Genomic DNA, 12,110 nt, shown 5'->3' with positions numbered 1-12,110 from the left:
CCAATACTAGGGCCCGCTCTGGCAACCACAAAGCATAAATATGTTACCGGTTATTACCCTTGGCCGGGGGATCCCGTGGATGAAACAGCTCCGAGCGGGCCTTTTTCCATGCATTTCTGCTCGACACTCGGACGCCAATGGCTAAGATCCCGAGCAAGACGACGCAACCCACCATGCAGGCAGCAGGGACTGATAAGCCCATGAAAACCAAACTCATCACCCGTGAAGGCTACAACCAGCTCCGGCAGGAACACGACACCCTGTGGCGCGAGGAGAGACCCGAGGTCACCAAGAAGGTTGCCTGGGCGGCGAGCCTCGGGGATCGCAGCGAGAACGCCGACTACCAGTACAACAAGAAGCGGCTGCGGGAGATAGACCGCCGGGTCCGCTACCTGCGCAAGTGCCTGGAGGAGCTGACCATAGTCGATTACTCCCCCTCCCAGGAGGGCAAGGTGTTCTTCGGCGCCTGGGTCGAGGTGGAGAGTGAAGAGGGAGAGACCAAGCGCTTTCGCATCGTCGGCTATGACGAGATCTTCGGTCGCAAGGATTACATCTCCATCGACTCCCCCATGGCCCGCGCCCTGCTCAAGAAAGAGGTCGGCGACGAGGCAATAGTGCGCACGCCAGTGGGTGACGCCTGCTGGTATGTCAACGACATCAGCTACCCCAAGTGACCCTGCCGGGAGAGCGCGGGCCCACCCGCCCCGGTGACCACCTGCCCCTGCGGGGTCAGGCTGGCACCCTTGCCCGGGGTGGCATCCCCAGCGTCGACCTCATATAGTGCTCACACCCGGCGCCTTGCGGCGCCAACCGGCCCGCGCGGCAGTGGCTTGGCTGGTACCTTGAGTACCGCTAGGACAGACCCCCTGTACGGCGACATAGCCCCGTGCTGGCCAGTTAGACAGGACCCGACCACAGAGACCCCAGATGCACAGCCATGTAATTGAGAGACAGATTGCCGGTGAGCTGAATGCCCGCCCGGAACAGGTGCAGGCCGCCGTGCGCCTGCTGGATGAAGGCTCGACCGTTCCCTTTATCGCCCGTTATCGCAAGGAGGTGACCGGCGGTCTGGACGACAGTCAGCTGCGTACCCTGGAGAGCCGCCTCGGCTATCTGCGTGAACTGGAGGATCGCCGCCAGGTGATCCTTCGCTCCATCGAGGAACAGGGCAAGCTGACCCCCGAGCTGGCGCGCGAGCTGAACGGTGCCGACAGCAAGACCCGGCTCGAAGATCTCTACCTCCCCTACAAGCCCAAGCGTCGCACCAAGGGGCAGATGGCCATCGAAGCTGGGCTGGAGCCGCTGGCCAACCTGTTGCTCACCGATCCCATGAAGGATCCCGAGCAAGCGGCAGCCCGCTTCCTCAATGCCGAGCAGGGAATAAACGACAGCAAGGCCGCCCTCGACGGCGCCCGTTACATCCTGATGGAGCGCTTCGCCGAGCAGGCCGACCTGCTGGAGAAGCTGCGTGACTACCTGTGGCACAACGCCACCCTGCGTGCCCGCGTGGTGGCCGGCAAGGAGCAGGAAGGGGCCAAGTTCAAGGACTACTTCGAACATGACGAACCGCTGCACAAGGCCCCCTCCCACCGGGTGCTGGCCATGCTGCGCGGGCGCAACGAGGGGATCCTCAACCTGGCGCTGGTCACCGGTGACGATGAGAGTGCCAGCCCCTGCGAAGGGATCATCGCCCATCACCTCAAACTCAATCTGCAGAGCCGTCCGGCCGACAAGTGGCTGCAGGGGGTGGTGAGCTGGACCTGGAAGATCAAGCTCTCCCTGCAGATGGAAACCGAGCTTATCGGCCGCATCCGCGAATCGGCAGAGGACGAGGCGATCAAGGTGTTCGCCATGAACCTCAAGGATCTGCTGATGGCAGCGCCGGCCGGCATGCGCTGCACCATGGGGCTGGATCCCGGCATCCGCACCGGGGTCAAGGTAGCCGTGGTGGATGCCACCGGCAAGCTGGTCGATCACGCCACCATCTACCCGTTCGAACCCAAGCGCCAGATTGACCAGAGCCTCAAGACCCTGAGCGAGCTGTGCCAGAAGCACAAGGTCGAGCTCATCAGCATAGGCAACGGCACCGCCTCCCGGGAGACCGACCGCCTGGTGAGCGATCTGTTCGAGCGCTACCCCGCCGCCAAGGCGCAGAAGATAGTGGTGAGCGAGGCAGGCGCCTCGGTCTACTCCGCCTCCGAACTCGCCTCCCAGGAGTTCCCGGATCTCGATGTCTCCATCCGTGGTGCCGTCTCCATCGCCCGCCGCCTGCAGGACCCCCTGGCCGAGCTGGTCAAGATCGATCCCAAGAGCATAGGCGTGGGCCAGTACCAGCACGACGTCGGCCAGAGCCAGCTGGCCCGCCGGCTGGATGCCGTGGTCGAGGATTGCGTGAACGCGGTCGGCGTGGATGTGAATACCGCCTCGGTCGCCCTGCTCAACCGGGTTTCCGGCCTCTCCCAGACCCTGGCCCAGAACATAGTCGCCTATCGGGATGAGCACGGCGCCTTCAAGAGCCGCCAGCAACTACTGAAGGTGAGCCGACTCGGACCCAAGGCGTTCGAGCAGTGCGCCGGCTTCCTGCGCATTCGCGGCGGCAACAATCCGCTGGACGGCTCGGCGGTGCACCCGGAATCCTATCCAGTGGTGGAGCGGATCCTCGCCCAACTTGAACAGACAGTCGACAGCCTGCTCGGCAACAGCAGCTTGCTGCGCAGCCTGAAACCGGCCGACTACACGGACGAGCAATTCGGCGTGCCCACTGTCACCGACATCATAGGCGAGCTGGACAAGCCGGGCCGGGATCCGCGCCCCGAGTTCAAGACTGCCACCTTCAGGGACGGGGTGGAGAAGATAAGCGACCTGGTGCCCGAGATGGTGCTGGAAGGTGTGGTCACCAACGTCACCAATTTCGGCGCCTTCGTCGACATCGGCGTCCATCAGGACGGGCTGGTGCACATCTCCTCCCTGACCGACCGTTTCGTCAAGGATCCCCGCGAGGTGGTCAAGGCGGGGGACATAGTGCGGGTCAAGGTGCTGGAGGTGGATGTACCGCGCAAGCGCATCAGCCTGACCATGCGCCTCGACGAGAAAGCGGGGCAACCCGCCCGCAAGCCAGCGGAATCCCGCCCATCGGGTGCAGGCAGCGCCAGACCCAGGCAGGAGCCGAAACAGGGTGCCCCAGCCGGTGGCGCCATGGGCAACGCCTTCGCCGCCGCCCTCTCCAAGATGAAGAAGTGATTGCCCCGAAACGACAAAAGCCCCGCGAGGGGCTTTTTTACATCGCCGGCATAGACCCGGACTCGCTCAGATGTCCTGGCTGAAGGTCTGACGAGGAGCGGGCCTGACGGCCTGCTGGTAGTGCTGGGCTATCACCTGATTGCGCCTGTCCATGTAGGCACCGAGCGGCCCGATTGAAGCACCTCTGACGTCCATCAGCTCCTTGCGGGCCTGGGCCTCTTTGGCGGTGGCGGCGCGGGCCACGCTCAGATCCTGTGACGAGGGCTCTGCCGGTGCCAGGGCGGCGGCACGCACCTGCTGCATCTTGGCGAGAGTGGCAGCCGGGTCGCCCGGGATGGCGCCGATGTCGATGGCCACCTCACCCCCGGTGGCATAACGCTTGCCATCCGGCCCATGGGAAAACTGGTAGCTGGGGCTGCCCGCATGCTCGCCGCCTGCCATCTGGTGCGCCTGCTCATGCTTGCGTACCTCGAGATCCCGCTCAACAAACGCGGCCAGCTGGCGCTGCTGCCTCTGTTGCTCCTGCTGTTCGGGATCCTGCTGCTGCCGGCGCTGGCTCTCCTCCCCCGTGGCCTCGACGAAGTGATGGGACGGGGGCGTCGGGCTGGCCTGCGCATTATCCCGGGTCGAAGCGGCGGGCGGATTGGGATTGGCCTGGGCGGCTCTGGCCTTGTCTTTCTGGGAGGCAACGCCGGACTCGGCGGCGGAGGCCTCACCCTGACGTGTGGGGGGCACCAACTCAGCACGGCGGTTGTCAGTCTGCACCGATTCAGTCTGCGGTTGCAGCTGATTGGGGATCAGGGGCGGCAGGCTGACGTTGATGTTCATCTCACACCTTGATGTCTATCAGGGTGCCCAACATGTCGCTGGCGGTCTGGATCACCTTGGCGGAGGCGCCGGCATGCAGCTCGGCCACCTTGAGATTGACCAGCTCGTCCGTCACCTGTACCTGGTCGCCCGCCGGGGTGTTGAGGCGGGCGAGCTGCCCGGATGCCTGACCGGCCAGTTGCTCGGCCCGCTGGAACCCCTGTACGCCCGTGGTCATGACAGAATCGATACGCATCGGCTCACTCCTTTCATGGTTGGCTGATTATCCACCACCTAGAGGCGTTATTGAAGCATGTCGCTCAAGGATCAGCCAATGAACTGTCGCAACAGGGTAATGAAAGGCTCTGGGTGGGAGATGAAGGGGGCGTGGGAGGCCTTCTCCAGCACCAGGCTGCGACTAGCGGGATAGCGCTCGTCCAGCAGCGGTATGGCTGCCTTGGGCACCAGGGAATCCAGCCGGCCATAGATGCGTAACCAGGGCAGATCCAGGCCGACCAGCTCATCCCGCAGATCCACGTCGGCCAGCAGGCCGAGACCCGCCTCCAGCGCGGCAAGCTGGGGGGCCGGACGCTCCGCCAGCCAGTGGCGCAACTGGCGAATGTCGTTTCTAGCATGCTCGCTGCCCATGGCCTGGATCGCCAGGAAACGCTCTATGGTCTGCATGAAGTCCCCCGCCAGCATCTGGTTGAACCCCGCAAGCACCTTGGGGGCAATCCCGGGCCAGTCTTCGCGGGCCATGAAGCAGGGGGAGCTGGCGACCGTGATGAGGGAGTGAAGCCGCTCGGGCCGGGTCAGGGCCAGCTGGCTCGCCACCAGACCACCAAGGGACCAGCCAAGCAGATGGCATTTTTCCGGCAGGACTGTGGCAACCTGCTCCGCCAGCCAGGGCAAGGAGTAGTCACTCCCCTCGCCAAGAGGGCTGTTGCCAAACCCGGGCAAGTCCACCAGGTGCAGCCGATAGTGGGCCGCCAACTGCTGGGCAATACCGTGCCAGACAGCACCATTCATGCCCCAGCCATGCAACAACACCAGGTCCTGACCCTGGCCAAACCGCTCAACCGATACGCTCATCTAGACTCAAGATCCCTGTTCATCTGCTTGGAGCCTGCATGTTAAAGCGGCTGCTCGCCAAAGCAAGTCCGATCCTCGGCAGCCGGCCCGACTGGCTCGGCCTCTGCCTGCTCTGTCGCCAGCCCTGTGATGACCAGCCTCTGTTGTGCAGCTGGTGTCAGCACTCCCTGCACCAGCCTTGCCGCAAATGCAGGCTGTGCGCGACCCCCTTGCCAGAGCACCATGCAGGAAACGAGCTGCTGTGCGGACGCTGCCAGCGCAGGCCGCCGCCCTGGGAGCGGCTGCAGGTGATAGGTGACTATCAGCTCCCCTACTCCCTGCTCATTCCCCGGCTGAAATACTCGGGCCAGATCCTGCTGGCGCCGCTGCTCGCCCGCCTGCTGGCCGACCATCTGGAGGGAGACGATCCCCCCGAGGCCATCATTCCGGTCCCCCTGCACTGGTGGCGCCAGTGGTGGCGCGGCTTCAATCAGGCGGAAGAGATTGGACTGGCCCTTGGCGCGCTCACCGGCATCCCCTGCGACACCCGGCTGCTGCGCAGGATCAGGGCCACTCCGCAGCAAACCCGGCTCAGTGCCGGCCAGCGGCGGCGCAACCTGCGCGGCGCCTTTCAGATAGCACCCCACAGCTATCGTCACGTAGCCCTGCTCGACGATGTGGTCACCACAGGCGCCACCGCCGGCCAGCTCAGCCGTTTACTCCGCAAAAGTGGCGTTGAGAAGGTGGAAGTGTGGGCACTTTGCCGCACGCAGAGGCACATCAAATAGCCGGGGCGGCATGGATAGGAGGAAATAGCGGTCTGGCGTCTTGTCATGCGCTTGTTGCGCTCAGGGTCACATAGGGTAGCCATCGACACGCTACCCAAGCCCCGCCAAGCGAGTTATCATGAATACCCTAGTCGTACACTCAGGTTTATGAGGATAGTGATGATCAGCATTTCCGACACCGCCCAGGCCCACTTCCGCAAGTTGCTGGAGAAGCAGCCTGATGGCACCAACATCCGGGTGTTTGTGGTCAATCCGGGAACCCAGAATGCCGAGTGCGGCGTATCCTATTGCCCACCCGACGCGGTCGATCCGGAAGATCAACACCTGCCCTTCAGCGGCTTCGACTGTCTGGTCGATCCTCTGAGCGCCCCTTATCTGATCGATGCCACCATCGACTTCGTCACCGATCAGATGGGCTCCCAGCTCACCCTCAAGGCGCCCAACGCCAAGATGCGCAAGGTGGCCGACGATGCCCCCCTGGCCGATCGCATCGAATACGTGCTGATGTCAGAGGTGAACCCCATGCTGGCCGGTCACGGCGGCAAGGTGACCTTGATTGACATCACCGACGACAAGCTGGCGATTTTGCAGTTCGGTGGTGGTTGCAACGGCTGTTCACAGGTGGATTACACCCTGAAAGAGGGGATCGAGAAGCAGCTGCTGGAGAAATTCCCGGGCGAGCTCAACGGCGTGAAAGATGCCACCGAGCACCAGCGTGGCGATCACTCCTACTATTGATTTGTCCTTTACGGCAAAGAAAAGGCCCCGCCAGCTGGCGGGGCCTTTTGCATTCTGCGGCGGGCAGATTACTCGTCCTTCTTGTCTCGCGACAGCAGGGCGATGGCCGCCTCTTTCGGGTTCTTGCCTTCGTACAGCACCTTGAAGATCTGCTCGCAGATGGGCATCTCGACGCCACAACGGGCCGCCAGCAGATGCACCTCCTTGGTGTTGCGATAGCCTTCCACCACCTGACCGATCTCGGTCATGGCGGTTTCCACCGACTTGCCGGCCCCGAGGGCCAGACCGAAGCGACGGTTGCGGGACTGGTTGTCGGTACAGGTCAGCACCAGATCCCCGAGCCCCGCCATCCCCATGAAGGTCTTGGCATCCGCACCCAATGCGGCACCGAGGCGCTGCATCTCCACCAGGCCCCGGGTGATGAGCGCGGTTCTGGCGTTGGCGCCAAAACCCAGCCCGTCGGAGAGACCGGCACCGATGGCGATGACGTTCTTGACCGCCCCGCCCAGTTGCAGACCGATGAAGTCCGGATTGGTATAGACCCGGAACGAGCGGCCGCAGTGCAGCAGTTGCGAGAGATCGTCGGCGAAGTCGTCGTGAGTCGATGCCACAGAGATGGCGGTCGGCAGGCCGGCGGCCAGCTCTCTGGCGAAAGTCGGACCGGAGATCACCGCCAGCGGGATAGTCTCCCCCAGCACGTCACGGGCCACGTCCTGCAGCAGGCGGCCGCTGTCCGGCTCCAGCCCCTTGGTGGCCCAGGCGATACGGGTATCCGGGCGCAGGAAGGGTTTGACCCGGGCCAGCACCTGACCGAACACATGGCTCGGCACCACCAGCAGCAACACGGGAGCAGCCTGCACCGCCGCTTGCAGATCCGCAGTCAGCTGCAGATCGGCGGGGAAAGGGACATCAGGCAGAAACGCCTTGTTGCAGCGATCTTGTTCCAGCTCGGCGACATGGGCGGGATCGTGACCCCACAGCAGGGTCGGATGGCCGTTGCGCGCCAGAGAAATGGCAAGGGCGGAGCCATAAGACCCCGCCCCCAAGACCGAGATTGCGATCTGGTCGGCCATTATCAGGCTTCCGCAGTCGCCTGCTGGGCCTGAACCTGTGCCATGTGCTGGGCAAACAGGGCGTCGAAGTTGACCGGTGCCAGGTTCAGCTGCGGGAAGGAACCCTTGCTCACCAGGTTGGCCACGGCTTCGCGGGCATAGGGGAACAGGATGTTCGGGCAGAAAGCGGCCAGGCAGTGTGCCAGCTGCGGCTCCGGCAGGTTGCCGATGGTGAAGATACCGGCCTGCTGCACTTCACACAGGAAGGCGGTCTCGGTTTCCAGCTTGCAGGTCACGGTCAGGGTCAGCACGACCTCGTACACGCCGTCGGCCAGGACATTGGTCTTGGTGTCCATGTCCAGCTTGACGTCCGGCTGCCACTCTTTCTGGAAGATGTGCGGAGTATTGGGGGCTTCGAAGGAGACATCCTTGGTGTAGACACGCTGGATGTGGAATTCCGGTTGCACTTCCTGATTGTTGATTTCGTCAGCCATTTCGTTTGATTCCTTTTTAAGACAATGAGTGGGCGCAGGCCCTTAAATCAGCGTTTTTTGGTCACCGGCAGATTATCTGCACGCCATTGGGCCATGCCACCGCTGAGCACATATACCTGTTTGAAACCGGCTTTGCTCAGTTGGCGACCCGCGCCACCAGCGGTCATCCCCGACTCGCACACCACTATGATGGGGGCATCTTTGTGCTTTTCAACCGGTCCCAGATTGTTCGCCTGGATCTGGGTGAGGGGCAGGTGATGGGCGCCGGCCAGATGACCCTTGGCAAACTCATCCTGACTGCGAATGTCCACCACGGTGGCATTTTCACGGTTGATCAGCAGGGTGGCGCCGTGATTGTTCACCGCCTTCACCGGAGAAAAACGAGCACGCACAGTGGTGTACACCAGGGTGCCTGCCAGGCCGAACCAGGCTGCTGCCAGCAGCGGGTTGCGGGCCGCAAAATCCAAATACTCTTGCATCTTCTACTATCCAGGGACCAAGACAAGGGCCCGAGTATACATGGGGCCCTTGATAAGATCAGCCATCTTGGCGGCAAAGCGAGAGCAAGCTCCCATCAGGGATTGCCCGCCCCAGACCGGCTTAGGGACGGGGCTGCCACCCGCTGCGGGGGAGAGGCGCCAGGGGGAGAACCGTGCACAAAGACAAGCCGGCAACATGCCAAATACAGCCGGATAACAGGTAAAAACAGAGGTGGAAGAGGGACTTGGCTATCAGGTGACTATTTCGGCAGATGTAGTAATATTACGCTAGTTTCACTTCCCGCAATTCATTCCTATCCGAGAGGACATAGTCTTATGTCAACAGCTAAGAAACCTTTGGTTCTGGTCATCATGGACGGTTGGGGCTACAGCACCAAGCAAGAGCACAACGCCGTTGCCGCCGCCAAGACCCCGAACCTGGACCGCCTGGCCCGTGACTACACCAGCACCCTGATCTCCGGCTCCGGCCTGGATGTGGGTCTGCCGGACGGCCAGATGGGCAACTCCGAAGTGGGCCACGTCAACATAGGCGCCGGTCGCATCGTCTATCAGGAGCTGACCCGCATCTCCAAAGACATCCAGGACGGCGACTTCTTCCAGAACGTCGAGCTGGGCAAGGCTGTTGACGCTGCCGTGACCAAGGGCAAGGCCGTGCACATCATGGGTCTGATGTCCCCGGGTGGCGTACACAGCCACGAAGAGCACATCATGGGCATGATCGAAATGGCCGCCAAGCGTGGCGCCGAGAAGATCTACTTCCACGCCTTCCTGGATGGCCGCGACGTGCCGCCGCGCTCCGCCCAGTCCTCCATCGAGCAGTTCGATGCCCTGTTCGCCCGCCTGGGCAAGGGTCGTTTCGCCTCCATGATCGGCCGTTACTTCGCCATGGACCGTGACAACCGCTGGGATCGCGTGCAGCAAGCCTATGACCTGATGACCCAGGGCAAGGGCGAGTTCACCGCCGACAACGCCACCGACGCCCTGGCTGCCGCCTATGCCCGTGAGGAGAACGACGAGTTCGTCAAGGCCACCCGCATCGGCGACGCCGCCCCTATGATCGACGGCGATGCGCTGATCTTCATGAACTTCCGTGCCGACCGTGCCCGCGAGATCACCCGCGCCTTCGTCGACAGCGACTTCACCGGCTTCGCCCGTGCCGCCACCCCGGCGCTGAACTTCGTGATGCTGACCGAGTACGCGGCCGACATCAAAACTGCCTGCGCCTACCCGCCCACTGCCCTGGTCAACACCCTGGGCGAGTGGCTGGCCAAGCAGGGCAAGACCCAGCTGCGCATCTCCGAGACCGAGAAGTACGCTCACGTCACCTTCTTCTTCAACGGTGGCGAAGAAGATTGCTTCACCGGTGAAGACCGCGAGATCGTCGCCAGCCCGAAAGTGGCCACCTATGACCTGCAGCCGGAAATGAGCTCCGAAGAGCTGACCGACAAGCTGGTCGGCGCCATCAAGAGCGGCAAGTACGACGTCATCATCTGCAACTACCCGAACGGCGACATGGTTGGCCACACCGGCGTGTTCGATGCGGCCGTCAAGGCCTGCGAAGCCGTTGACCACTGCATCGGTCGCGTCACCGAGGCCCTGGCCGAAGTGGGTGGCGAGTGCCTGATCACCGCCGACCACGGCAACGCCGAGAAGATGCTGGACGAAGAGACCGGTCAGGCCCACACCGCCCACACCAATCTGCCGGTTCCCCTCATCTATTTCGGTCGCAAAGCCGAGGTTGCTGAAGGTGGCAAACTGTCCGATCTGGCCCCGACCATGCTGACCCTTATGGGTCTGCCGGTGCCGCCGGAAATGACTGGCAAGCCCCTGATGATTCTGAAATAATCCTGCCCCATGCGGGGATGCGAAGTTATTTCACAGAAAACCAGTCGCGTCGGCCTGTTGGCCGGCGCGCTGTTTTTTTGCCTGATCGGCGGTGCCGGCACGGCCCAGGCTGCGAACCAGCAGCTGGGGGCCATGCAGTCCGAGATCAAGGAACAGCAGAAGACCCTCAAGCTCAGCAAGCAGGAGCTTGCCAAACTCAACACCCAGCTCAAGGCTGACGAGCAGGCCATCTCGGCCGCCGCCGCCAAGCTGGATCAGACCAGACTGCAACTGAAGCAGAACCAGCAGAAGCTGGCAGCTCTGCAGCAGGACAAGCTGGCGCTGGAACAACAAGCCAAACACCAGAAACAGTTGCTGGCCAAGCAGGCGGAAAGCGCCTTCCAGGCGGGCAACCACGACTACCTCAAACTGCTGCTCAATCAGCAGGATCCGGCCAAGCTGAGCCGCTCTCTCGATTACTACGACTATCTCAACAAGGCTCGCATCGAAGCCATAGACGCCCTGCGCACCACCCGCAACAAGCTGGCGAAAAACCAGCTGGCCACCAAAGAGACCGAGACCAGGCTGCAGACCCTGCTGAGCGAACAGCAGCAGCATCACCAGAGCCTGCTGGCCAGCCAGCAGAGCCGTGCCAAGGTGCGCAACCAGTTGCAGCAGTCGGTGCAAAACGACGAACAGAAGCTCACCAAGCTGGTCAAGGCGGAAAAGGCCCTGAAGGCCAGGCTGGAAGAGTTGCGTCGCCAGCAGGAAGAGAAGGAACGCCGCGAGCGGGCCGAGCGGGAGCGCCTCGCCAAGATCAAGGCCGAGCAGGAGCGCCAGCGCCGCCTGGAAGCCCAGCGCCTGGCCGCCGAGCAGAAGCGGATTGCGGAGCAACAGCGGATCGCGGCCCAGCAACAGAAGGCGGGCGAACAACAACGGCTCGCCGCCGAGCAGCAGAGAGTCACCGAACAGCAGAACCGGGTGGCGAAGCAGCAAGCCGCCGCGCGCAGCAGCAGCGCCAAGGCCAGTAGCGGCTACAACGGCCTCAGCACCAACGGCAGCCTGCGCTGGCCGGTACAGGGGCCCATCCTCATCTCCTACGGCTCACCGCGCACCGCCGAACTGAAGTGGAAGGGCACCCTGATAGGCGCAAGCGAGGGGACCCAGGTCAAGGCGGTGGCACCGGGTCAGGTGGTCTATGCGGACTGGCTGGACGGCTTCGGCATGCTGCTGGTGATAGACCACGGCCGCGGCTACATGAGCCTCTATGGTCACAATCAGTCGCTGCTGCGTCAGGTGGGCCAGAGCGTGGAGCAGGGTGAACCCGTGGCCCTGGTCGGCGACAGCGGCGGCCAGGACAGACCCGGCCTCTACTTCGAGATCCGCTACCAGGGCGAAGCCATCAACCCGACCAAGTGGCTGGCCAGACGCTAAGCCCACCCTTGGCGAGGCCATCAACCCGGCCCACGACAGCTGGTCAGACGCTGAGTCCACCTTGGCGAGGCCCTCAACCCGGCCCACGACAGCTGGCCAGATGCAAAGCCCACCTTGGCGAGGCCATCAACAGCTGGCCAGACGCTGAGCCAGCGCCCCTCA

12 protein-coding genes are annotated in these 12,110 nt (G+C 63.1%); 6 read left to right on the top strand and 6 right to left on the bottom strand.

The genetic code is table 11. The features are described 5' to 3' along the window. The first annotated feature begins 200 nt into the window (after positions 1–200). The gene (gene greB / locus AB5Y91_RS16445; RefSeq protein WP_025325381.1) at positions 201–674 is read left to right on the top strand and encodes a transcription elongation factor GreB; all 474 of its coding nucleotides are present in this window, start codon (positions 201–203) and stop codon (positions 672–674) included. Positions 675–927: 253 nt separating this feature from the next. Beyond that, complete coding sequence (locus AB5Y91_RS16440; RefSeq protein WP_368170286.1) at positions 928–3,240, top strand: Tex family protein; 2,313 nt, start codon at positions 928–930, stop codon at positions 3,238–3,240. Positions 3,241–3,306: 66 nt separating this feature from the next. Here the strand turns inward: AB5Y91_RS16440 and AB5Y91_RS16435 are convergent, their stop codons facing one another. The 3 genes from AB5Y91_RS16435 to bioH all read right to left on the bottom strand — a co-directional run bounded on the left by AB5Y91_RS16435 (position 3,307) and on the right by bioH (position 5,139). After that, on the bottom strand, positions 3,307–4,068 hold the full coding sequence (locus tag AB5Y91_RS16435) for a putative metalloprotease CJM1_0395 family protein (protein ID WP_368170285.1): 762 nt from the start codon (positions 4,066–4,068) through the stop codon (positions 3,307–3,309). A gap of 1 nt (position 4,069) precedes the next feature. Continuing rightward, positions 4,070–4,303: a flagellar biosynthesis protein FlgE gene (locus tag AB5Y91_RS16430; RefSeq protein ID WP_368170284.1), complete on the bottom strand. Its 234-nt coding sequence runs from the start codon at positions 4,301–4,303 to the stop codon at positions 4,070–4,072. 71 nt (positions 4,304–4,374) lie between these two features. Continuing rightward, positions 4,375–5,139, bottom strand: coding sequence for a pimeloyl-ACP methyl ester esterase BioH (gene bioH / locus AB5Y91_RS16425; protein WP_106885238.1), 765 nt, complete (start codon positions 5,137–5,139; stop codon positions 4,375–4,377). A 38-nt stretch (positions 5,140–5,177) separates the two neighbouring features. On the opposite strand from bioH, the gene AB5Y91_RS16420 reads away from it, so the two are divergent. Both AB5Y91_RS16420 and nfuA read left to right on the top strand, forming a co-directional pair. Then, positions 5,178–5,906, top strand: a complete 729-nt coding sequence (locus AB5Y91_RS16420; RefSeq protein ID WP_368170283.1) for a ComF family protein — start codon at positions 5,178–5,180, stop codon at positions 5,904–5,906. Positions 5,907–6,065: 159 nt separating this feature from the next. Further along, positions 6,066–6,644: a Fe-S biogenesis protein NfuA gene (gene nfuA, locus AB5Y91_RS16415; protein ID WP_043133206.1), complete on the top strand. Its 579-nt coding sequence runs from the start codon at positions 6,066–6,068 to the stop codon at positions 6,642–6,644. 68 nt (positions 6,645–6,712) lie between these two features. On the opposite strand, the gene gpsA is transcribed toward nfuA, so the two are convergent. From gpsA to AB5Y91_RS16400, 3 genes are read right to left on the bottom strand one after another with little or no spacing between them, the layout of a single operon-like run. Continuing rightward, positions 6,713–7,717 (bottom strand): NAD(P)H-dependent glycerol-3-phosphate dehydrogenase, encoded by a 1,005-nt coding sequence (gpsA, locus tag AB5Y91_RS16410; RefSeq protein ID WP_025325374.1) that lies wholly within the window; start codon positions 7,715–7,717, stop codon positions 6,713–6,715. A 2-nt stretch (positions 7,718–7,719) separates the two neighbouring features. Continuing rightward, a complete protein-coding gene (gene secB / locus AB5Y91_RS16405; RefSeq protein WP_005328525.1) occupies positions 7,720–8,190 on the bottom strand; it encodes a protein-export chaperone SecB in 471 nt (156 codons plus the stop codon). A 47-nt stretch (positions 8,191–8,237) separates the two neighbouring features. Next, positions 8,238–8,669 carry a rhodanese-like domain-containing protein gene (locus AB5Y91_RS16400; protein ID WP_106885241.1) on the bottom strand — a complete coding sequence of 144 codons (432 nt, stop codon included), beginning with the start codon at positions 8,667–8,669 and terminating at the stop codon, positions 8,238–8,240. A 336-nt stretch (positions 8,670–9,005) separates the two neighbouring features. Between AB5Y91_RS16400 and gpmM the strand changes: the two genes are divergently transcribed. Both gpmM and AB5Y91_RS16390 read left to right on the top strand, forming a co-directional pair. After that, complete coding sequence (gpmM, locus tag AB5Y91_RS16395; RefSeq protein ID WP_368170282.1) at positions 9,006–10,535, top strand: 2,3-bisphosphoglycerate-independent phosphoglycerate mutase; 1,530 nt, start codon at positions 9,006–9,008, stop codon at positions 10,533–10,535. 9 nt (positions 10,536–10,544) lie between these two features. After that, positions 10,545–11,948, top strand: coding sequence for a peptidoglycan DD-metalloendopeptidase family protein (locus tag AB5Y91_RS16390; RefSeq protein WP_368170281.1), 1,404 nt, complete (start codon positions 10,545–10,547; stop codon positions 11,946–11,948). Positions 11,949–12,110: the final 162 nt, after the last annotated feature.

This window comes from Aeromonas sp. R4-3, from assembly GCF_040908275.1.
Classification (GTDB): Bacteria; Pseudomonadota; Gammaproteobacteria; order Enterobacterales; family Aeromonadaceae; genus Aeromonas; species Aeromonas rivipollensis.
Note: the sequence above shows the minus strand (reverse complement) of the source record. Positions and strands in the feature narration are given on the sequence as shown.